The 20,917-nt window shown below is 56.1% G+C and carries 21 protein-coding genes; 16 read left to right on the top strand and 5 right to left on the bottom strand.

Annotated elements, in window-relative coordinates; translation table 11 throughout:
• Nucleotides 1-45 precede the first annotated feature (45 nt).
• From ACQE2I_RS14855 to ACQE2I_RS14785, 15 genes are all read left to right on the top strand, one after another.
• On the top strand, nt 46-1,011 hold the full coding sequence (locus ACQE2I_RS14855) for an ABC transporter substrate-binding protein (protein ID WP_427028822.1): 966 nt from the start codon (nt 46-48) through the stop codon (nt 1,009-1,011).
• 52 nt (nt 1,012-1,063) lie between these two features.
• Complete coding sequence (locus ACQE2I_RS14850; protein WP_427028820.1) at nt 1,064-2,119, top strand: sugar phosphate isomerase/epimerase family protein; 1,056 nt, start codon at nt 1,064-1,066, stop codon at nt 2,117-2,119.
• A gap of 27 nt (nt 2,120-2,146) precedes the next feature.
• The gene (locus ACQE2I_RS14845; protein ID WP_427028819.1) at nt 2,147-3,313 is read left to right on the top strand and encodes a Gfo/Idh/MocA family protein; all 1,167 of its coding nucleotides are present in this window, start codon (nt 2,147-2,149) and stop codon (nt 3,311-3,313) included.
• A gap of 12 nt (nt 3,314-3,325) precedes the next feature.
• Nucleotides 3,326-4,096, top strand: coding sequence for an SDR family NAD(P)-dependent oxidoreductase (locus tag ACQE2I_RS14840; protein ID WP_427028818.1), 771 nt, complete (start codon nt 3,326-3,328; stop codon nt 4,094-4,096).
• A 339-nt stretch (nt 4,097-4,435) separates the two neighbouring features.
• A complete protein-coding gene (locus tag ACQE2I_RS14835) occupies nt 4,436-4,732 on the top strand; it encodes a hypothetical protein (protein ID WP_427031488.1) in 297 nt (98 codons plus the stop codon).
• Nucleotides 4,733-4,953: 221 nt separating this feature from the next.
• Nucleotides 4,954-6,078, top strand: coding sequence for a heparan-alpha-glucosaminide N-acetyltransferase domain-containing protein (locus ACQE2I_RS14830; protein WP_427031487.1), 1,125 nt, complete (start codon nt 4,954-4,956; stop codon nt 6,076-6,078).
• A 20-nt stretch (nt 6,079-6,098) separates the two neighbouring features.
• The gene (locus ACQE2I_RS14825) at nt 6,099-7,226 is read left to right on the top strand and encodes a serine hydrolase (protein ID WP_427028817.1); all 1,128 of its coding nucleotides are present in this window, start codon (nt 6,099-6,101) and stop codon (nt 7,224-7,226) included.
• Complete coding sequence (locus ACQE2I_RS14820) at nt 7,213-7,578, top strand: peptidylprolyl isomerase (RefSeq protein ID WP_427028816.1); 366 nt, start codon at nt 7,213-7,215, stop codon at nt 7,576-7,578. The genes ACQE2I_RS14825 and ACQE2I_RS14820 overlap by 14 nt, the downstream gene beginning before the upstream one ends.
• 59 nt (nt 7,579-7,637) lie before the next feature.
• Entirely contained in the window at nt 7,638-8,579 is a 942-nt protein-coding gene (locus ACQE2I_RS14815) for an ABC transporter ATP-binding protein (protein ID WP_427028815.1), read from the top strand.
• Nucleotides 8,576-9,337, top strand: a complete 762-nt coding sequence (locus tag ACQE2I_RS14810) for an ABC transporter permease (RefSeq protein ID WP_427028814.1) — start codon at nt 8,576-8,578, stop codon at nt 9,335-9,337. The genes ACQE2I_RS14815 and ACQE2I_RS14810 overlap by 4 nt, the downstream gene beginning before the upstream one ends.
• 110 nt (nt 9,338-9,447) lie before the next feature.
• Nucleotides 9,448-10,461, top strand: a complete 1,014-nt coding sequence (locus ACQE2I_RS14805; RefSeq protein WP_427028813.1) for a nucleoid-associated protein — start codon at nt 9,448-9,450, stop codon at nt 10,459-10,461.
• A gap of 156 nt (nt 10,462-10,617) precedes the next feature.
• Nucleotides 10,618-11,568 carry a hypothetical protein gene (locus ACQE2I_RS14800; RefSeq protein WP_427028812.1) on the top strand — a complete coding sequence of 317 codons (951 nt, stop codon included), beginning with the start codon at nt 10,618-10,620 and terminating at the stop codon, nt 11,566-11,568.
• A 176-nt stretch (nt 11,569-11,744) separates the two neighbouring features.
• On the top strand, nt 11,745-12,209 hold the full coding sequence (locus ACQE2I_RS14795) for a TerB family tellurite resistance protein (protein ID WP_427028810.1): 465 nt from the start codon (nt 11,745-11,747) through the stop codon (nt 12,207-12,209).
• On the top strand, nt 12,202-12,795 hold the full coding sequence (locus ACQE2I_RS14790) for an exopolysaccharide biosynthesis protein (protein WP_427028809.1): 594 nt from the start codon (nt 12,202-12,204) through the stop codon (nt 12,793-12,795). The genes ACQE2I_RS14795 and ACQE2I_RS14790 overlap by 8 nt, the downstream gene beginning before the upstream one ends.
• A gap of 16 nt (nt 12,796-12,811) precedes the next feature.
• Nucleotides 12,812-12,964 (top strand): hypothetical protein, encoded by a 153-nt coding sequence (locus tag ACQE2I_RS14785; RefSeq protein ID WP_427028808.1) that lies wholly within the window; start codon nt 12,812-12,814, stop codon nt 12,962-12,964.
• A gap of 56 nt (nt 12,965-13,020) precedes the next feature.
• Here ACQE2I_RS14785 and ACQE2I_RS14780 read toward each other — a convergent pair whose 3' ends face one another.
• The 5 genes from ACQE2I_RS14780 to ACQE2I_RS14760 form a co-directional block, all read right to left on the bottom strand.
• A complete protein-coding gene (locus ACQE2I_RS14780) occupies nt 13,021-13,530 on the bottom strand; it encodes an REP-associated tyrosine transposase (protein WP_427028807.1) in 510 nt (169 codons plus the stop codon).
• A gap of 2,370 nt (nt 13,531-15,900) precedes the next feature.
• On the bottom strand, nt 15,901-16,923 hold the full coding sequence (locus ACQE2I_RS14775; RefSeq protein ID WP_427028806.1) for a serine hydrolase domain-containing protein: 1,023 nt from the start codon (nt 16,921-16,923) through the stop codon (nt 15,901-15,903).
• 537 nt (nt 16,924-17,460) lie between these two features.
• Nucleotides 17,461-17,781, bottom strand: coding sequence for a hypothetical protein (locus ACQE2I_RS14770; protein ID WP_427028805.1), 321 nt, complete (start codon nt 17,779-17,781; stop codon nt 17,461-17,463).
• Nucleotides 17,782-17,902: 121 nt separating this feature from the next.
• The gene (locus ACQE2I_RS14765) at nt 17,903-18,349 is read right to left on the bottom strand and encodes a YjbH domain-containing protein (RefSeq protein WP_427031486.1); all 447 of its coding nucleotides are present in this window, start codon (nt 18,347-18,349) and stop codon (nt 17,903-17,905) included.
• Nucleotides 18,346-19,938: a YjbH domain-containing protein gene (locus tag ACQE2I_RS14760; protein WP_427028804.1), complete on the bottom strand. Its 1,593-nt coding sequence runs from the start codon at nt 19,936-19,938 to the stop codon at nt 18,346-18,348. Before ACQE2I_RS14760 ends, ACQE2I_RS14765 begins: the two co-directional genes overlap by 4 nt.
• Nucleotides 19,939-20,028: 90 nt before the next feature.
• On the opposite strand from ACQE2I_RS14760, the gene ACQE2I_RS14755 reads away from it, so the two are divergent.
• Nucleotides 20,029-20,625 (top strand): ElyC/SanA/YdcF family protein, encoded by a 597-nt coding sequence (locus ACQE2I_RS14755; RefSeq protein ID WP_427028803.1) that lies wholly within the window; start codon nt 20,029-20,031, stop codon nt 20,623-20,625.
• Nucleotides 20,626-20,917: the final 292 nt, after the last annotated feature.

Here is a 20,917-nt window from a genome sequence, read left to right as displayed (position 1 = left end):
AAGTACAAGCAATAAAACAAGTACAAACATGAAAGGAGCATCACCATGCGAACCATCAAAACAGTCTTGGCGACCTGCGTCACTAGCGCAGCACTCACTTCAACAATAGGGCTTTCCGGCGCCGCCGTTGCGCAAGAGTTCACCATTGGCGTTTCGATCCCAGCCGCAACCCATGGCTGGGCCGGTGGCGTTAACTACCATGCTGAAGAGGCTAAAAATCGCCTTGAGGCGCTCTATCCCGATATTGAGATCACCATCTCAACCGCGGGCACGGCAGGCGAGCAGGCCAATGATTTGGAAGACCTGGTGTCGCTGCGCAATATCGATGCGCTGGTAGTGTTGCCATTTGAGTCGGGCCCGCTGACCGACCCGGTACGCCGGGTTAAAGAGTCCGGTGTGTTTGTCACCGTAGTTGACCGTGGCCTGACCGAAGAGGGTATCCAAGACCTTTATGTCGCGGGCAACAACCATGAGTTAGGCCGCGTTTCCGGCGAATACATTCGTGAACAGCTCGATGACGAAGGCGATATTGTCGTGCTGCGCGGTATTCCTACGGTGATCGACGACGAGCGCGTGCAAGGCTTTGAGGAGGCCATTGAAGGCTCCGAGATCAATATTCTCGATATGCAGCACGCCAACTGGAATCGCGACGATGGCTTTGAAGTCATGCAGGACTATTTATCGCGCTTCGACAAGATTGATGCCGTCTGGGCTCAAGATGACGACATCGCCCTGGGGGTCATTGAAGCGGTACGCCAGGCAGAGCGTGAAGATGAGCTGTTTATCGTCGGTGGTGCGGGCATGAAAGAAATTATCAAGCGGGTAATGGATGGCGACGAACTGGTGCCGGTCGATGTGCTCTATCCGCCCGCCATGATCGCTACCGCCATGGATCTAACCGTGCAGCACTTTGTCTCCAATGGCCCGGTACTGGGCGAGTACATTTTAGGTTCGCCGCTGATCACCCAGGAAAACGCCGAGCAGTACTACTTCCCCGACTCGCCGTTTTAAACACGGCCTGATCGTGTACTGATCCTAGTTGATACGTTATTGAGAGAGTGCTATGAAAACCATCAAAGGGCCAGCGCTGTTTCTCGCCCAATTTGCCGGTGACGAGGCCCCATTTAATAGCCTTGATAGCATCGCCGCCTGGTCGGCGGGGTTAGGCTATAAGGGCGTCCAGATTCCCAGTTGGGATGCGCGCCTGTTCGACCTAAGGCGCGCCGCAGAAAGCCGCACTTATTGCGATGAGGTCAAGGGTACTCTGGCGGAGCACGGTTTAACGCTGACCGAGCTCTCCACCCACTTGCAGGGCCAGTTAGTGGCGGTGCACCCCGCTTTTGATGAGATGTTTGATGGCTTTGCAGTGCCCGAAGTGCGCGGTAACCCCAAGGCGCGCCAGGCCTGGGCGGTAGAGCAGCTAATGCTGGCCGCCAAGGCGTCGCAAAACCTGGGGCTCACCGACCACGGCACCTTTTCCGGGTCACTTGCGTGGCCATATATCTACCCCTGGCCCCAGCGTCCGGCGGGGTTAATCGACACCGCGTTTGACGAGCTGGCCAAACGCTGGCGGCCGATTTTGGACGCCTTTGACGAAGCGGGAGTGAATCTCTGCTACGAAATCCATCCCGGCGAAGATCTCCACGACGGCATCACCTTCGAGATGTTCCTTGAACGGGTCGGCAACCATCCACGCTGCCACATTCTTTATGACCCCAGTCATCTAATTCTGCAGCAACTCGACTACCGTGGCTTTCTAGACGTGTACCGCGAGCATATTCAGATGTTCCACGTTAAAGACGCCGAGTTTAACCCCAGCCCCAAACAGGGCGTTTATTCCGGCTACCAGTCGTGGACAGACCGCGCCGGGCGATTCCGTTCACTGGGCGACGGTCAAATTGACTTCAAGTCGATCTTCTCCTGGATGGCGGCCAACGACTACCACGGCTGGGCGGTGCTGGAGTGGGAGTGCTGCTTAAAGCACCCGGAAGTCGGTGCCCGTGAAGGCGCAGCCTTTATCCGCGACCACATTATTGAAGTCACCGAGCGAGCGTTTGATGACTTCGCTGATGGCGGTGCCGACCACGCCGCCAATCGGCGCATTCTGGGGCTCGACTAAAGCCTACTGACGATAGGACAACACGACATGAGCACTCAACACGACACGCCGCGTCGGCTCCGCCTGGGCATGGTCGGCGGCGGCCAGGGCGCGTTTATTGGTGGGGTGCACCGCATCGCCGCCCGGCTGGATGATCACTATGAGCTAGTCGCCGGGGCCTTTGCCTCAGACCCCGAACGCAGCCGCGCCGCCGCGGCTGAACTGCACGTGGCTGATGAGCGCGCCTACCCCGATTACCAAACCATGGCCGCAGCGGAGCGCAAGCGCTCGGATGGCATCGACGTGGTTGCCATTGTAACGCCCAACCACGTGCATTTTGACGTGGCGCGCACCTTTCTAGAAGCGGGCTTTCACGTGATCTGCGATAAGCCGATGACGATCACGTTGGAAGAGGCGCAAACCCTCGCCGAGCTAGTCGAGCGCAGCGGGCTATTTTTCGGCTTAACCCATAACTACTCCGGCTATTCGCTGGTGCGTCAGGCGCGAGAAATGGTCGCCAACGGCGAGCTTGGGGAGCTGCGCGTGGTGCAGGTGGAGTATCCGCAGGACTGGCTTTCCACTCGTTTAGAAGACAGCGGTGTAAAGCAGGCCGAGTGGCGCACCGACCCCAAACGCAGCGGCCCGGCGGGCTGTTTGGGCGATATCGGCACCCACGCTTACCACTTGGCGCGCTATGTGACCGGGTTGGAACTGGAATCACTCGCCGCCGATATGCACACCTTTGTCGATGGCCGGGCGCTAGATGACAACGTGCATATGCTGCTGCGCTTTAAAGGCGGCGCACGGGGCATGCTGTGGTCGAGTCAAGTCGCGCCCGGCAATGAAAACGGCCTGCAGCTACGCGTTTATGGCAGCCAAGGTGGCCTTGCCTGGCGCCAGGAAACCCCCAACCAACTGGTGCATTCGCCGCTAGGAGAGCCATCACGCATTTTGACCCGCAACGGCCCAGGTTTAGGTGAAGCCGCGATGTCCGCAGCGCGCATTCCAGCCGGGCATCCAGAGGGTTATCTCGAAGCCTTTGCCCAGCTTTATCGTGATTTTGCGGTGCAAATCCACGCCCGCCAAAACGGCGAAACTGGCAAGGTGTTGGCCGCGCCAACGCCAGGCGTGGCCGATGGTGTCGATGGCCTGACGTTTATCACCCGCGCGCTGGCTTCGTCTGCCGCCGGTGGGCAATGGGTGAATATCCAATAAGAGAGAGTCAACATGAACCAGCCATCAGCGCGCTATGCAAGTCTAGAACAGCGTGTGGTCTTTATTACTGGCGGCGGTAGCGGCATTGGTGCCGAGCTTACCAGGGCCTTTCATCATCAGGGCGCGCGGGTGGTGTTCGTCGATATCAACGACGCGGCCAGCCAGGCGCTTGTCGCCGAACTCAGCGCCGAGAGCGGTAACGCGCCGTTTTATTATCACTGCGATATTCGCGACGTGGCCAGTCTGCAGCAGGTGATCGCCGAGGCCAGCCAGAACGTCGGGCCTATCCATGCCCTGATAAACAACGCCGCCAACGATGATCGGCACTCCTGGCAGGATGTCGATGTCGCCTACTGGGATGAGCGAATGGCGCTCAACCTGCGGCCGATGTTCTTCGCTGCCCAGGCGGCAGCCGAGCAGATGATAAAGGCCGGTGGTGGCTCAATCATTAACTTCGGCTCGGTCAGCGTGCAGATGGCGCTGGGCGGTTTGCCCCTTTACGTCACCGCTAAAGCGGCGGTGCACGGGCTAACGCGTAGCCTGGCTCGGGACTTAGGGGAGCACAATATTCGCGTTAACACGTTGGTGCCCGGCGCGGTGATGACTGAACGCCAGCTCGAAAAATGGATCGGCCCCGACGACGAAGACGCCATTCAAGAGCGTCAATGCCTCAAGCTGCGCCTTGAGCCGCAGCATATCGCCCCCATCGCGCTGTTTTTAGCCAGCACCGAAAGCCAAGCCATCACAGGCCAGGAGTTAGCGGTGGATGGCGGTTGGGCATAAACAAGCCACGCCTAGCCATGGGTGGGTCCGCTGCTCTACTAACTTTTTTAATCAGCCCCGTTTGCCTGATTAAACGGGGATCATGTGCCTATTGTAAACAACGTTCGGCTAGTTTTTATTAATAAAAACAAAAGGTTGGCGCTGTCTTTTGACGTGTAAACGATTGTTTAATAGTGATTTTTATTTGCAATAGCCGAAAGACGGCATGCTTACTGCAATAGTAGGAATGAGAGCGGACAGGTAGGAAGACTTTTCCCTCTCGACCCTAAAGCTAAGGTGCAATGCTCGCAAGCAAGCGCCGACGTTTAAGAAGTAAAGCCGTATAGGAGCAGTATCATGATGAAGACGGACTATCTCAAGAAGCTTGGCATCCTAGGCGTATCGTTCGGTCTGATGGCCAGCCCACTAGCCTTTGCTGGAATGGAAGGTAGCGGCGAAGAGCAAGAGCCTACCCCGCAAGAAGAGACGACGCAGGAAGGTGAAGGTACCTACAACAGTTACGACATTGAGCAAGAGGAAGGTCAGGATGTAGGCACTGAGTACGAAGAGGAAGAGGAAGAATTCACTTACGAAGAAGAGGAAGAGGAGCAAGAAGTACCAACCACTGAAGACGAGGAAGATGACTCTGGGTGGTAATTGCGATCTTTAAGGAATAACTTTTCTCGGGCTCAAGGATGAGCCACAAAATGCCCCGCTTATTGCGGGGCATTTTTTTGCGCGCGGGTACTCATTGTTAATTAAAGCCAGCCGATGGTTTAACCCAACAGTGGTGTAAAGCATCCATTTGCATAACAATTGGTTCATTGCTCCCCCACAAGGATGTCTCGATGCCGCTGAAATGGATGCCCTTAACATGGATGCCCTTAAAATGGATGCCCTTAAAATGGACAGACAAGCCCCAGCTGCCTAAAGCCGAAGGCCGGATAGAAGCGATTGATTTGGCACGTGGATTAGCGATTGGCTTGATGATCATGAGCCATGCTGTCAGTGGGTTAGTGGGGATTCGCAACGTACCCGATTGGGGCATGGTGCCAATCCATTTTCTAACCAAATTCTCCTCTTCGCTATTTATCATCGTGTTTGGCATTGCGCTGGCAGTCGCGTTTCTCTCCCACACCCAAAGCGATGACTGGCCTAAACGACGGCTGAAGCTGTGGCTACGCGCCGTAGAGGTGTGGCTTTGGTACAAAGCATTGCTGGTTATTGAAATGCTGCCGTTCTATCCGCCCAGCGAAATCGTCGATGCGCTGCTCTATGGGCGCTTTGCGATTTGGGTCGAAATCTTAGGCTTCTACGCTATCGCGCTGTTGTGGGTACCACTTATTTTGCCGCTATGGGCGCGGGCGCCGCTGTGGAGCCGATTAACAACCATTGGCGTGTTAATCGCGTTGACCGCTTGGCTGCAAAGCCTCACCTTCGGCGGCAACGATATTCTGAAAGCGCTGCTGGTCGACCATAAAGACCACTACGCCTGGGGCCAGATAAGCCGCGCGCCGATGATTTTAGTGGGCCTTTTGATCGGTGAAGCGTTACTACGCTGCTACTTTGAACCCGCCACAAAGCGCCGCTTAGTGCTTGCGCTATTGGGGCTGGGGGCGCTGATGGTGGCGGCCTTTTACGCGTTGGCGTTTGCCAGCGGCGATGTCCACGCAGCCATGCTAGCCGTGGCTAACAACGAGGGAAAACACCCGCCGGGGCTAGAGTTTATGCTGTTTAGCCTAGGCGGTGCGCTGGTGCTGTTAGCGCTCGCTTTAGCGGGTGGTGCGAAAGCCGCCAAGGCACTTTTGCCGCTGACAATGGTCGGTTCAGATGCCCTTAAAGCGTTTATTTTCCATATTGTGATGATTTTCTTAGTACTGCGCTTTTTGTGGGAAGGCGAGGGAATGTACACCTATCCACAGGCGCTTGGCGTGGGCGGGCTGTTGATCCTCGGCGCTGCGGCGTGGATTTGGGTGACTCGCTGGATGGCGGCTCACCGTTAACGTCAATAAGGGAGTGTTGTTTGCGAAACTGGATGCAACGTGGGCTAGTCGCCGTAGCGTTTTTAATAGCGCTGCCTGCTAATGCCGAACGCTACGAAACCAATTGGTACTACGAAGTCGATAAACAGAGCACCTGGCAGGGCGATTTAACCGCTCGGCTAAAGGCCATCGAAGGCGTATTTGAAGGTCAGCTAGGGGTTTATGTACAAAACCTGGCAACGGGCGAAGCCTACGCCTGGCGCGCCGATGACCCTTGGTACCTCGCCTCGCTGATTAAAATACCGGTGGCCGCGCAGGTGCTCGCCGAGCGCCAGGCGGGCACGCTTTCCCTGAATGAGCGGCTAACGCTTGCACAAAGTGACTTTGTCGATGGCGCAGGGCCCACCAACTGGCACGACCCCGGCACACCGATTTCCATCCGCTACTTAATGGAGCAGATGATTACTGTCAGCGACAACACCGCCACCGATATGTTGATTGATCGCGTGGGACTTGAAGCGGTGAACCAACGCGCCCGTACCATGATAGCGGCAAGCGGCGGCCATCCTGATGAGATGGGTCCCATCTCTAAACTGGTCGGCGTACGCCAAGGTGTTTACGGCGAGCTACACCCGGTGGCGCATACGCTTGGCGGTATGGATTTTATCGCCCTGCGCCAGCACCCAGTCAGCCAGCGTGGCCAGGCGTTAGCCCGCGTGCTGGGTGTCAGCACGAAGACTTTCACGCAACCGGATTACGATCACGCCTTTGATGCTTACCAAGCCAGCGGTGAAAACGTTGGCACTCTAAGCGCCTTTGGCGACCTGCTCGCCAGCCTGCACCCCGTTCAACAAGGGCGTGCCATGGAGGATTTAGATGCCGAGCAGCGGCAAACGCTGTTGGCGCTTATGCGGCGAACCAGTTCCGGCAAACAGCGTCTTAAGGCGGGTATGGGTGAAAGTGTAAGCTTCGCCCATAAAACCGGCACCCAGCAGCGGCGTAGTTGCGATGCAGGGATTGCCGAGCGCGCTAATACGGAGGCCGAAACCGATGGGCCGTGGGTGATTGTTACCTGTACCCGCGGGCCACTGGCCGTGAGTGCCCACGAGCGTGCTTTAGCGAGTGTAGGCGAAGCGTTACTCTATAGCGGCGCCATTGGTCAGCCGTGATAAACTATCGCCCCTTTTAACGTTTAACCCCGAAAGACAAACCCCGAAACATACATCCAATCAGGAGCAATTTATGACACGCGCCAGCGCCCGCCACATTTTGGTCAGCAGTGAAGAGCAGTGCCTAGCACTCAAAAAAGAGATCGAAAACGGCCGTGATTTCGCCGCAGTCGCCAAAGAGCACTCCAGCTGCCCGTCCAGCCGTCAAGGCGGCGACCTGGGTAGCTTTGGCCCCGGCCAAATGGTGCCCGAGTTCGATAAAGTCGTCTTCAACGACGCAGTAGGCCAAGTACACGGCCCGGTGAAAACCCAGTTTGGCTACCACCTGCTAGAAGTTACCGAGCGTAGTTAATTCTGCCTAAAAGGCCGTCAAGCACCGCAGCCATTAGGCTGCGGTGTGAGGAGTACGCCTTGAACGACCCAATTATTGCGATTAAAGGCCTGAATAAAACCTACGAAGGTGGCTTTCAGGCCTTAACCCATATTGATTTAACGATTCAGCGTGGTGAGATTTTTGCCCTGCTTGGCCCCAACGGGGCGGGCAAAACGACCCTAATCAGCGTTGTGTGCGGCTTGGTCAATCCCACCGCTGGCCATGTGCTGGTCGATGGGTTCGACAACGTTACCCACTACCGGCAAGCCCGCGAGCGCATTGGGCTAGTGCCCCAAGAGATTACCAACGAAGCGTTTGAAACCGTCTGGAACACCGTGAGTTTCAGCCGCGGCCTGTTTGGTAAAGCGGCCAACCCAGCGCATATCGAGAAAGTGCTCAAGTCGCTGGCGCTATGGGATAAGCGCAACAATCGCTTGATGACGCTCTCGGGCGGTATGAAGCGACGCGTGCTGATCGCCAAAGCGCTCTCTCATGAGCCGCGCATTCTGTTTCTGGATGAGCCCACCGCCGGGGTGGATGTAGAGCTGCGCCGCGAGATGTGGGAAGTCGTGCGTCAACTGCGCGATAACGGTGTCACCATTATCTTGACCACCCACTACATCGAAGAAGCCGAAGAGATGGCCGACCGTATCGGCGTAATCAATCGCGGTGAGTTGGTGCTGGTGGAAGAGAAAGCCGCTTTGATGAGCAAGCTGGGCAGCAAACAGCTAACGCTTAATCTGCACAGTCCGTTAACCGAAATGCCCGCCAGCTTACAGCGCTTTGAACTGAGCCTAGCGGCGCAAGGGTACGAGCTGATTTATACCTACGACGGCAGCCAGGAAGAGGACGGCCACGCGATTTCAGAGCTGCTAACCGCGCTAGAGCGCGAAGGCGTCACCTTTAAAGACCTAAACACTCGGCAAAGCTCGCTTGAAGATATTTTTGTCGACCTGGTTAACCCTAAGGAGCGTGCATGAACCTTCACCCTGTTCGCGCTATCTATATGGCCGAAATGGCCCGCACGCGCCGCACGCTGCTGCAAAGTATTGTCTCGCCGGTGATCTCTACCTCGCTCTACTTTGTGGTGTTTGGTGCCGCGATCGGCTCACGCATCAGCGAGGTCAACGGCGTCAGCTACGGTGCCTTTATTGTGCCTGGGCTGATTATGTTGATGCTGCTGACCCAGAGCGTCTCAAACGCCTCTTTCGGCATCTTTTTCCCCAAGTTCTCCGGCAGCATTTACGAGCTTCTCTCGGCGCCAATTTCGCATTTAGAGATTGTGATTGGCTACGTAGGCGCGGCGGCCTCGAAATCGATACTGCTGGGGCTGATTATTCTGGCCACCTCAAACTTTTTCGTGCCGCTGGAGATCGCCCATCCGTTTTGGATGCTGTTCTTCCTGGTGCTAACGGCCGTCACCTTTAGCCTGCTGGGTTTTATTATCGGCATTTGGGCCGATGGCTTCGACCGCCTGCAACTAGTGCCGCTGTTAGTGATTACCCCGCTGACGTTTTTGGGTGGCAGCTTCTACTCGATCGATATGCTGCCGCCGTTTTGGCAAACCCTGACGCTGGCCAACCCCGTGGTGTATTTGGTCAGCGGCTTTCGCTGGAGCTTTTACGGCATCAGTGACGTAAGCCTGGCGGCAAGTGTAGGCATGATTACGCTGTTTCTGGTGGCGTGCCTAACCACCATTGGCTGGATCTTCCGCACCGGATACCGCCTCAAACCATAAACGTAGCTCACCACTCACTATTCACTATTCACCACTCACTACTTACCACTCACTACTCACTACTTACCACTAACTACTTACCACTCACCTCCGGACGCCAGTAAACCCCTATGCCGCTACTGCAAAGTATTGTGCACCGCCTTGACCCAACGCTTGACGGTGAGCGCTTAACCCTAACCGCCGCCCCCCAGTCAGAACAGGCTAATGCCAGCGACGACACAGTGATGGCGAGCCTGGTGGGCGCGCTTAACGACACCTACAACACCAAGCCCAAAGGCTGGGGGCGCTTTGCCGAAGAGGGCGAACAGGCCGGGCCGCTGGCTATGTGGCTGCGTGACTATCTCGCTGGTGAGCAGAGCTTTGCCGAGCTTTCTGTGGCACTGGCAGAGCGCCTAGCCAAACAGCTTCAAGAGCAGCTGTCAGTCAGTGGTTACTTAGTCATCAGCCACCAGCGCCAGGGCGATACCGAAACGCTGCTTGTAGCCTTAGTGCACCAGCGCGAAGGGATGGGTATTAATAGCGAGCACCACGCCGTGCCTGCCGCCCAGCTCAACACCAGCCAGCTTACCCTGGCGGCGCGCATTAACCTTACCCAGTGGCAGAGCGATGCACCCAACGCGCAGTACGTCTCATTTCTAAAAGATCGCGGCGGTAAAAAGCTCGCCGAAGGTTTAGTGGCACTGCTGGGTATGGAGGAGGGCGTCGATGCCCCCGCAGAAACCCGCACGCTGCTCAAGGCGTTTAGCGACTACGTCGAGAAAGAAGATTACGACGACGAAGTGAGCCGCGAAAAAACCGACACCTTGGTGGACTACGCCAACGAACAGCTGCGCCGCGGCGAACCGATGACCCTGGAAGAGCTTTCTGGGCTGGTAGACGAACAGCAGCCAAAAGCGTTTTACGAGCATATACGCAACTCGGATTACGGGCTCTCGCCGGAAATCCCCCCGGACAAACGCACCCTAAGCCAGTTCCGCCGCTTTACCGGGCGCGCCGGTGGCGTCTCTATCAGCTTTGACTCCCATCTGCTGGGCTCCAGCATCGAGTACGACGCCACCCAGGACCGCCTAATTATCAAGCAAGTACCCAAGCAATTAAGAGAGCAGCTCACCAAGAAGGATTGAGGTAAATATCTAGCCAGTAGAACTCTTTCTTGTTGACGTGTTTATTGACGTGTTTATTGACATGTTTATTTGACATAGCAGGCAGATAACATGAAGGGGTATGGCGCTTGCTAGGCGCCCCTGTGCTAGCATTTGAGTAGCGAAATAGGAGCTTGCATGAGCGAAGCGGATACGACCCGACCAGCCGACCACGACAGCCCTTGGAAGATGGCGCTGGAGGGGTATTTCCAGGAATTTTTGGATCTGTTGTTTCCAATCATTCATGAACAAGTGTATTGGTCGAAAGGCTTCAGCTTTCTAGACAAGGAGTTACAGCAGATCACGGCGGATGCCAATAGTGGCAGGCGTTACGCCGACAAGCTGATCAAGGTCTATGCACGGGACGGCAGCGAGACGTGGGTGCTGATCCACGTTGAGGTGCAGGGTGAGCCGGAGGAGGCCTTTGCTAAGCGAATGTACACCTACCAGTATCGGCTACGTGACCGTTATGGGGTAGATGTGGTCAGTCTGGCAGTACTGGCTGATACCCGCGATAGCTTCCGGCCCACCACGTTCCACTATCAGCGCTGGGGGTGCGAACTGAACTTTATCTTCCCCACGGCTAAACTGATTGATTGGGAAACACGCTGGACGGAGCTGGAAGCCAGCGATAACGTCTTTGCACTGGTGGTCATGGCCCAGATTCACGCCAAGCGATTGAAGGATGGTGGTACGCGCAAGGATGTCAAAATCGCTCTCATTCGGCTGCTGTATGAACGGGGCTACAGCCGTGAACAGATTGTGCGGTTGTTCAATATTATCGACTGGATGCTCCAGCTACCGAGAGCCCTGGAGTCCGAGTTTGTCCAGGCGGTCTACGCCATACAGGAGGAAAAACACATGTCTTATGTCAACACCGTTGAGCGCTTTGAGCGAGAGAAAGAGCGTCAAGAAGGACGTCATGAAGGAGTGGAAGGTACATTGCGTAAGCAAATCGCCTTAAAGTTTGGTGAGATGCCCGATTGGGCAGATCAGCGTCTGACATTGGCTTCAGACACGCAGCTAGACGAGTGGGTAGTACAGATTCTAACGGCAGATAGCTTGGAATCTCTGCTTGATAAGCACTAATCTGCTGATCGGTATTCTCACTTTACGCACAAAACAGGGCAGCCCTAAAGGCTGCCCTATGTGTATTTGCTTGATGATGGTTCTTCGCTCAGTGCCCCTTATTTTTTATATATCCCATGCACTTCTGCGCCTCGTACTGAACAGTTACAAGCCGATAGCTATTGATGGAGAACCCTATGTTAAACACCATTAGTGATTTTTTTCAGCGCTCGCTGGCGCAGCCCGAGCAGCGCGATAACCAAACGCTCACGCTGGAGCTCGCCACCGCCGCGCTGCTGTGTGAAATTGTTCGCGCTGACTACGACACCAGCGATGAAGAGCTAGCCAGCCTGCGCAGTATGCTCATTGAGCGCTACAAGCTAAGTGCAAGCGATGTGGAAGAGCTGATGGCGCTTGCCCAGGCGGAAGTAGACAATGCCGTTGATCACTACCAGTTTGTGAGTTTGATTAAAGAGCACTACAACTACGATCAGCGCTGCGAGCTGGTCGCACAAATGTGGCAACTGGCCTGGGCCGACGGCAATGTCGACCCGCTAGAAGAGCACCGCATTCGCCGCTTGGCAGACCTATTACATGTTAGCCACAGCGATTTCATTCGCACCAAGCTGATAATTGAGGAGCGCCATAACCCCGATGCATAACCGCAACGAAGACTCGAATTTAATGGAGTTAATTCGCTCGATAGAGAACCTGGAGCAGGACGCTTCGCGGGTTAGCGTTGACGATGTGGTTTACGCCGTGGGGCGGCGCTCGTTTGGGCCGCTGCTACTGGTCGCTGGGTTAATTACGCTCACTCCGATCATTGGCGATATCCCCGGCATGCCGACCTTAATGGCGGTGTTGGTGCTGTTGGTTTCTATGCAGCTGCTGGCGGGGCGTGAGGCATTTTGGTTGCCCCGCTGGCTGCTAAAACGCTCTCTTTCGCGGCAGAAGTTCGATAAAGGCATCCAACTGATAAAAAAGCCCGCCCGCTGGATAGACGGGCTGTTGCGGGTACGCCTGCCGTGGCTAACCGGCTATATCGGTATCCGCGTAACGGCGGTTGTTTGCCTCTTAATTGCCCTAGCCATGCCGCCGATGGAGTTTATTCCTTTCTCGGCTAACGGAGCAGGCTTAGCGCTTGCCCTATTGGGCTTAGGCTTGGTTGCTCGCGATGGGGCCGCGCTGCTGCTGGGGTTTGCGCTGTTTGGTGCCACCTGTGTATTGATCGCGATGAGCCTGATTTAACAAAAGGAAGTTAGCTATGACAGATACTTCGCCACCTACAACACCCAAACCGCCAGAAAAGCAGGGGAACTGGGAGCGGCGCATAGAAACGGCGTTATGGAACTCGCGATTTTTAGTTATGCTGGCGGCTGCGCTCTATTTGATGAGCCTAGGCCACAAAGGCGAGTAAGCGGTTTTGAAATGCTCAGGCCTAGACGCTGTTGACGCGAGAAGGGGGCAAGCATGTCATTCCCAATTCATGTCGGTGACATCGGGGGCGTGCCGGGAGCCCCAGTCGGGTTCGTACCAGCCTTTTTGGACGCTTTGATGAAAGCTTGACCATTTCCAGTCGCGGGGGGTGTGGGTATAGCCGTGTTTGACAGGGTTGTAGTGGATATAGTCCATATGGCGCTGCCAGTCGTTTTCATCACGAATGACGTGTTCCCAAAAGCCGCGTTGCCAAGCTTTTTGGGTGCCAGGCGGGAAGCGAAACTCTTTAGAGGCGTACTTTTTGATATCCCGCCAGCGAGAGGAGTAGTCGGCGTCGCCTGTGGGCAGTGTCCACAAGCAGTGGAGGTGGTCAGGGAGTAGGACAAACGCATCCATAACGAAGGGGCGTTCTTTTCGAACCTTGCGCAAGGCACGCCCGAGGGCTTCAATATTAAAGCGATCCTCAAAGAAGGGATGCCGTGTATAGGTCACGACCGTAAAAAAGTAGTGGCCGCCAGGAATATACGCGCGTCGGTAGGTTGCCATCCGTGTCGCCATGCGGAATATTGGGTTGATGATGGTGTCATTTTAGCACACTAAATTAGATTAGCAGCGCCGGATTGGTGTCGTGCCACCGGGCGTCGTTCCGCCGCCTCCCGCGGGTGCCTCGTTGTGCGTTCCTCACAAGCTCGTTACCATGCGCTACGGGATGTGCAACCGTTTGATTTTTTAAGGGTTTTGTAGCGCGGCGTAAGCGTCAGCGCACCCGCGAAAGCAGCGCGCAGCGGTGCCGGGGTGGGTTATATGTGGCCACCGGGCGTCGTTCCGCCGCCTCCCGCGGGTGCCTCGTTGTTCGTTCCTCACAAGCTCGTTACCACGCGCTACGAAATGAGCAATCGTTTGGTTTTTACGGATTTTGTAGCGCGGCGTAAGCGTCAGCGCACCCGCGAAAGCAGCGCGCAGCGGTGCCGGGGTGGGTTATATGTGGCCACCGGGCGTCGTTCCGCCGCCTCCCGCGGGTGCCTCGTTGTTCGTTCCTCACAAGCTCATTACCACGCGCTACGAAATGAGCAATCGTTTGATTTTTACGGATTTTGTAGCGCGGCGTAAGCGTCAGCGCACCCGCGAAAGCAGCGCGCAGCGGTGCCGGGGTGGGGTATATGTGGCCACCGGGCGTCGTTCCGCCGCCTCCCGCGGGTGCCTCGTTGTTCGTTCCTCACAAGCTCATTACCACGCGCTACGAAATGAGCAATCGTTTGATTTTTACGGATTTTGTAGCGCGGCGTAAGCGTCAGCGCACCCGCGAAAGCAGCGCGCAGCGGTGCCGGGGTGGGTTATATGTGGCCACCGGGCGTCGTTCCGCCGCCTCCCGCGGGTGCCTCGTTGTTCGTTCCTCACAAGCTCGTTACCACGCGCTACGAAATGAGCAATCGTTTGGTTTTTACGGGGTTCGTAGCGCGGCGTAAGCGTCAGCGCACCCGCGAAAGCAGCGCGCAGCGGTGCCGGGGTGGGTTATATGTGGCCACCGGGCGTCGTTCCGCCGCCTCCCGCGGGTGCCTCGTTGTTCGTTCCTCACAAGCTCATTACCACGCGCTACGAAATGAGCAATCGTTTGATTTTTTAAGGGTTTTGTAGCGCGGCGTAAGCGTCAGCGCACCCGCGAAAGCAGCGCGCAGCGGTGCCGGGGTGGGTTATATGTGGCCACCGGGCGTCGTTCCGCCGCCTCCCGCGGGTGCCTCGTTGTTCGTTCCTCACAAGCTCGTTACCACGCGCTACGAAATGAGCAATCGTTTGGTTTTTACGGGTTTCGTAGCGCGGCGTAAGCGTCAGCGCACCCGCGAAAGCAGCGTGCAGCGGTGCCGGGGTGGGTTATATGTGGCCACCGGGCGTCGTTCCGCCGCCTCCCGCGGGTGCCTCGTTGTTCGTTCCTCACAAACTCGTTACCACGCGCTACGGGATGTGCAATCGTTTGGTTTTTACGGATTTCGTAGCGCGGCGTAAGCGTCAGCGCACCCGCGAAAGCAGCGCGCAGCGGTGCCGGGGTGGGTTATATGTGGCCACCGGGCGTCGTTCCGCCGCCTCCCGCGGGTGCCTCGTTGTTCGTTCCTCACAAACTCGTTACCACGCGCTACGAAATGAGCAATCGTTTGGTTTTTAAGGGTTTTGTAGCGCGGCGTAAGCGTCAGCGCACCCGCGAAAGCAGCGTGCAGCGGTGCCGGGGTGGGTTATATGTGGCCACCGGGCGTCGTTCCGCCGCCTCCCGCGGGTGCCTCGTTGTTCGTTCCTCACAAGCTCGTTACCACGCGCTACGAAATGAGCAATCGTTTGGTTTTTACGGATTTTGTAGCGCGGCGTAAGCGTCAGCGCACCCGCGAAAGCAGCGTGCAGCGGTGCCGGGGTGGGTTATATGTGGCCACCGGGCGTCGTTCCGCCGCCTCCCGCGGGTGCCTCGTTGTTCGTTCCTCACAAGCTCGTTACCACGCGCTACGGGATGTGCAATCGTTTGATTTTTTAAGGGTTTCGTAGCGCGGCGTAAGCGTCAGCGCACCCGCGAAAGCAGCGCGCAGCGGTGCCGGGGTGGGTTATATGTGGCCACCGGGCGTCGTTCCGCCGCCTCCCGCGGGTGCCTCGTTGTTCGTTCCTCACAAGCTCGTTACCACGCGCTACGGGATGTGCAATCGTTTGGTTTTTAAGGATTTTGTAGCGCGGCGTAAGCGTCAGCGCACCCGCGAAAGCAGCGCGCAGCGGTGCCGGGGTGGGTTATATGTGGCCACCGGGCGTCGTTCCGCCGCCTCCCGCGGGTGCCTCGTTGTTCGCTCCTCACAAGCTCGTTACCACGCGCTACGGGATGTGCAATCGTTTGATTTTTACGGATTTTGTAGCGCGGCGTAAGCGTCAGCGCACCCGCGACGGATGCTACGCACCATTATCTGTTAACAAACCTACCACCAGCCTATTCAACTGCTGCTGGAACTGCCCGCCCGGCGAGGGTGGGTTGGGGTCTGAGGTAATCACCACGGTCATCTCCCGCTCAGGAATGACGTAAAGTGCCTGGCCGCCGTAGCCGCGCCCGTAATACACATCTTCCCCTGCCAGTTGCGTGATAAACCAACCGTAGCCGTAGCCATCGCCGGTCCAGCGCGATGTGCCACGCGGCTGCCACGACTCTTCTACCCAGCCTTCAGGCAAAACGCGCTCGCCATTCCCGGCTTCATCAAATACGGTGCCATCATTTCGATACAGCTCGCCCACTTCAATCAGAGCCCGAGGAGAAAGCTGCATATCATTGCCGCCAAAATAGATGCCTTGCGGGTCGCGTAGCCACGGGCGGATAGTGATATTAAGCGGGTCACCCACCAAACGCTGGGCGAGCGTGTGAGTGGTTTCGCCGCTGGCATGGGTAAGCGCGGCGGAAAGCAGGTGGCTGGTGCCGGTGGAGTAGAGCATTCGCCCGCCGGGTTCATCCACAAAAGGGCGTGTTAATGCATCATTTACCCAATTAGCGCTCGCCACCCAGGCGCTGTAATTGCCCCCCGATGTGCGTTCCAGCCCCGCCTGTAGAGCGAGTAAATGCGCCACGGTAATCTCGTTAACGCGCGGATCAGTACCACTTGGCAAATGATCGCCAAATAGCGCCACCATGGGTTGCTCAGCAGACTCGACAATACCCGCCTCAATTGCCGCACCGGTAATCGCCGCCAGCACGGTTTTGGACAAAGACTTGATATTGGCAGGTGATGCCACGCCCGGCCCACCTTGATGAAGCTCATGAATAATCTCGCCATCATGCGCTACCACCACCGCATGCACACGATTTAACGCACTGGCCTGCTGATCAAGCGCCTGAAACGCCATTGTTGAAGGGGCATCTGCTGCGGCATTAGAAACATGAAACAATGACCAAAAAACACAGGAGATAAGTAACAAAGTCGCGCGCATTGCAATCCCTTGGGTATAAGTGGCCATCGTTCGAGGATGAGAAGCAGAAGAGGTTCCGCAGTGGCAATAACCACTAATATCACGGCTGTCTTAGATTGTGTGTAATTAGCTGATTTTTTAAGGGTTTTGTAGCGCGGCGTAAGCGTCAGCGCACCCGCGAAAGTAGCGCGCAGCGATGCCGGGGTTGGTTCGGTAGGCCGAGTTGGCTGGAAGCCCCGTGACGGGGGGCTGTCAAAGCGAGATTACGCAAAATGAGAAAAAGCCTGCTAGGCTGTGGGTGTTGCCTTATGGGTAAGCAACTCGTTGATTTTCCCTGAAACGCACGAATATTTTCTCTAACACGCACTTAGCAAGGAGCGCCCTATGCGTAATATCATCTATATTATCGGCCTTATCGTCGTTGTGCTGTTCATCCTTTCGATGCTCGGCCTGCGTTAAGCCCCAAGAGCTAGGCGCTAGAAATACGCCCCAGCAAAAACCGCCCGTAGCGTTAGCTTACGGGCGGTTTTTTATGCGTGGTTAATAACCAAGTGACGCTTAGGCGCAGTCAGCGGCGCCTTGGCCAAACATATCAAACATCAGCTCGCGGCCAAGGCGGGTCAACACAAAGCGGCCATAGCTATTGAAGGTGGCGGCTTCACTGGCTTCCATCACCTGCTGGCAAGTTGTCCAAGTAGACGCTGCTGCGCTCAGCGTGAGCAGTTCGCGGCGGGCTAAGCCGCGCTGGGGTAGGGTAATAGTTTCTAGCACATGGCCGTGATCGTACAGCAGCTCAGCGGCAATCGATAAACACTGGCGAAGGCTACGCTGAACGTTCGCGGCGGTTGTAAGCTTGGGAGAAGTCAGTTCTAAAGGCACGCATGTTCTCCTGCAGTTAGCACCCAAATGGGTTTATTGCAGTGCATTATAGACTAACGTCTAGGCTAGACCAAGGTCTATAACGTGAAGGTGCGCGTGGGCCGGTGTTTCAGCGTGTCGATTAACGCCACGTCTGATCATACTCTTCCCAATAGCCATCCATTCGCCGCTCTTGGGTTAAGTCATAAAGCTCGTACTGCCGGTTCAGGCGGGCGCCGCCATCGCGGGTGAGCGGCTGCCAGCGCAGCGTTGACTGATCACGGCTTGAGAATGAGAAAAAGGCGTCCAGCGGCAGTGCCAAGTAGAGCCCTTTGTCAAAGCTACCTTCCCCAAAATCATCGCCAGCATCTGTCCAGGTGCCCCAGGCGCCAATACGCACCCCAGAATCAAACTCGCGTGAAAGGTCCAGCGTTGCCCCTGCATCGCCCGCTAAATAGCGGCCAACGCTCAACTTAGCTAACACGTCTTCAACGCCGGTTTCCAGGTAAGCATTTAAGTGGCCCGTCCAGGTGCTGTAATCACGCAAGCCGAACTGCTGATCAAAGTCGCGTTGACGCACCCAGTTTATATCGGCACCAAACGCCCAAGAGGCGTCAAAGGGCCGATATAACAGCTCGGTGCCCGCACACCGGCATACATCATTTCGAGCAACCCGCCATAACCCATGGCGTACACATTGTCGCTAAGCTTTGCCGTACGAGTGTACTGCAGATTCTCAACGCCAAGCTCTGACTCAGTTAAGTAATCCCCGATAAAAGTACGCACGCGGGGGAGTTCAGAATCAGCGATGTACTCGTAGTTATCCAAGTTATCCAGCAGCGTCCACGCCACACTGCCCGAAAACCAACCGTTGGCATCGGTTTGATACTCAGCGCTCAACAGCGCTTTCAAGCGGTAAAGGTAGCCATCTGGGCCACCAAAGTTCTGGTCAATCTGTGGCCCTAGCTGCCAGCTAAAGCGCTGTTCAGAGGCTTCATAAAGGGTTTCACCGGCGTTGTTTTCCAGGTTGGCATGGGCATAGATGCCGTAACGATGATTGTATTCAAGGTCTGCCGAGGTGGCCGCCTGCACGAAGTCGTCACGGTTATGCACGCTGGCACGTAGCGGTAAGCCCCGCTCTTCCCAGTTAAACTGAAAGGTATCGATATCCGCATCGGCTTGGGCATGCAAAATACGGTTGGCGCGCCCTTTGCTTTGGGCCAATGAGCGGAATTTTTCAGGCTGGGCCTCTACGGTGATGCTATTGCCCCGACGGGAGATGCGCTCCACCTGAAGTCCCGCATTTTCATTTAGCACGTCGCTAACGGCTGTCCAGTTAGCCTGCGGCTCAGCGTTCAGCGGCACAGGGCTGGGGTCGTTTTTCACTTGGCTGAGCCCGGCCAAATCGATATTAAAGGTAATGCCGGCCATCGCCGTGTTGCCGCGCTGCCACCCGGTGTGCAGTTCCACGTTATCGCTAACGGCCAAGCGCGCACCTAGATTAAAGCGGCTATCCTGGGTTTGATTATTGCCTTGGGGCTCATTGGTGTAATCGTTGCCTTCGTACTCCAGCTGCAGTAACAGCGGGTTCCAAGGGGTTTGGTACTCAATGCCGCCAAAAAACGCGCCGGGACCAGCAAAAAGCTGGCCCGTATTCAGCTCGCCGCCGCCAGAGCCACTGCTAGATGAACGGTCATCAAAGCGGTCAGCAAGCCAACCTAAAGGTGAGTTGATATCACCCGCACTGCCCAAATAGCCCCAGCCAAAACCCGCTGAAAAATCAAAATCGTACCAGCGCTTACTGGCAACCAAATATTCAGCGCCAAACAGAGTGGTACCGCCAAAGTCGCGTGCACCAACGGCAAGTTGCGGCCAATAACGCGTCTCCTCTAAAAGCCGGAACTTAGCGTCAAAGCCCTTATCAAGGTTGCGATCAAACAGCTCACTACTCCGGTTCTCCACCTCCACATAACGGAACCCACCCTCAAACCACTCGGTGGGCTGAAAAAACACGTTGTAGCGGCGGTAGGGTTCGGTGCGGCTCAAGCTCACTGACATGGCGCCCAGCGGGTTCATGCGCGCAGTGGGCGTTTGCATAAGGCCCACGCCACCAAAATCACTTTGGCCTGTGCCTAACTCGCCAGCCAGGCCCTCTGCCAACGCCGAATGGGGCCACATAGCCGCCACTAGCGAGGTCGAGAGCAGAGTGGCCAGCGTAAAGTCGGATGTGAGTCATTAACTGCTCTCGTCATGGAAGATGATTTTCTTATGTATCCTGTGCTTAAAACCCTTATTGCTCAGCTGTTTATGCCTCTTCCTATCACTATTTTACTGGTCGTTATTGGGCTGATTATTTATCGCCTTGGCCACCATAAGTTTGGCGGTGGCGTGGTGCTTTCAGGCTTTGTTTTTTTACTGCTACTGAGCTGGGGGCCGGTGGCCGAACGCCTGCTAGCGCCTTTTGAGCACCGTTACTCTGCCGTTATTGATTGGCCGAGGGGCGAAGAAATCGACACCGTGGTGGTGCTTGGCGGGGGCTGGTCGCCTGGTTTGGATGTGAGCCTTACCGGCCAACTGGGCGATAGCTCGGTCGCTCGTTTGATGGAGGGCATTCGATTATGGCAACAGCAGCCTGAAAGCACCTTGTTAGTGACAGGGGCTAGCCGCCATGGCGACGGCATGCCGATTGCCCAGGGTTATGCCCGCGCGGCCATAACGCTTGGTGTGCCGCCTACCCAACTGCAGGTGATTGGCACGCCCACTGATACCGCCCAAGAGGCTCAGGCCGTTCGTGAACAGTTAGGCGAGGGCGCTGGCGTGTTGCTGGTAACCTCCGCCTCGCATATGCCCAGAGCCGTGTGCTAGTTTGAACAGGCCGGGTTAACGCCTTACGCCGCCCCTACGCACTATTTAACCGGCCATGGCGCAAACCGCTTAGGTTTTTGGGTGCCTTCCGCGATTCAGCTACGCAAAAGTGAGCGGGCTTTTTATGAGGCCTTGGGCTGGGTGGCTGGGTATTGGGAATAAAAGACCTGCTATTTATTCTTTAATGGAATAAAAAATAAGTTTAATATTCTTTTGCGGTTTTTTGTCGGAGGCGTAGGATATTGGTCATTAATACTTGTTGCCTCACCTGCTACATAAAAAGGGAAGCCCT

It is taken from the genome of Halomonas sp. H2 (assembly GCF_050215315.1).
Taxonomy (GTDB): Bacteria; Pseudomonadota; Gammaproteobacteria; order Pseudomonadales; family Halomonadaceae; genus Vreelandella.
Note: the sequence above shows the minus strand (reverse complement) of the source record. Positions and strands in the feature narration are given on the sequence as shown.

Bases quoted from the DNA above. Each gene is read 5' to 3' on its own strand.
- ACQE2I_RS14855 (WP_427028822.1), top strand. From the start codon at position 46: ATGCGAACCATCAAAACAGTCTTGGCGACCTGCGTCACTAGCGCAGCA.
- ACQE2I_RS14805 (WP_427028813.1), top strand. From the start codon at position 9,448: ATGCCGCTACTGCAAAGTATTGTGCACCGCCTTGACCCAACGCTTGAC.
- ACQE2I_RS14790 (WP_427028809.1), top strand. From the start codon at position 12,202: ATGCATAACCGCAACGAAGACTCGAATTTAATGGAGTTAATTCGCTCG.
- ACQE2I_RS14775 (WP_427028806.1), bottom strand. From the start codon at position 16,923: ATGCGCGCGACTTTGTTACTTATCTCCTGTGTTTTTTGGTCATTGTTT.
- ACQE2I_RS14845 (WP_427028819.1), top strand. From the start codon at position 2,147: ATGAGCACTCAACACGACACGCCGCGTCGGCTCCGCCTGGGCATGGTC.
- ACQE2I_RS14800 (WP_427028812.1), top strand. From the start codon at position 10,618: ATGAGCGAAGCGGATACGACCCGACCAGCCGACCACGACAGCCCTTGG.
- ACQE2I_RS14755 (WP_427028803.1), top strand. From the start codon at position 20,029: ATGTATCCTGTGCTTAAAACCCTTATTGCTCAGCTGTTTATGCCTCTT.
- ACQE2I_RS14760 (WP_427028804.1), bottom strand. From the start codon at position 19,938: ATGTGGCCCCATTCGGCGTTGGCAGAGGGCCTGGCTGGCGAGTTAGGC.
- ACQE2I_RS14780 (WP_427028807.1), bottom strand. From the start codon at position 13,530: ATGGCAACCTACCGACGCGCGTATATTCCTGGCGGCCACTACTTTTTT.
- ACQE2I_RS14840 (WP_427028818.1), top strand. From the start codon at position 3,326: ATGAACCAGCCATCAGCGCGCTATGCAAGTCTAGAACAGCGTGTGGTC.
- ACQE2I_RS14785 (WP_427028808.1), top strand. From the start codon at position 12,812: ATGACAGATACTTCGCCACCTACAACACCCAAACCGCCAGAAAAGCAG.
- ACQE2I_RS14850 (WP_427028820.1), top strand. From the start codon at position 1,064: ATGAAAACCATCAAAGGGCCAGCGCTGTTTCTCGCCCAATTTGCCGGT.
- ACQE2I_RS14810 (WP_427028814.1), top strand. From the start codon at position 8,576: ATGAACCTTCACCCTGTTCGCGCTATCTATATGGCCGAAATGGCCCGC.
- ACQE2I_RS14830 (WP_427031487.1), top strand. From the start codon at position 4,954: ATGCCCTTAAAATGGATGCCCTTAAAATGGACAGACAAGCCCCAGCTG.
- ACQE2I_RS14835 (WP_427031488.1), top strand. From the start codon at position 4,436: ATGAAGACGGACTATCTCAAGAAGCTTGGCATCCTAGGCGTATCGTTC.
- ACQE2I_RS14795 (WP_427028810.1), top strand. From the start codon at position 11,745: ATGTTAAACACCATTAGTGATTTTTTTCAGCGCTCGCTGGCGCAGCCC.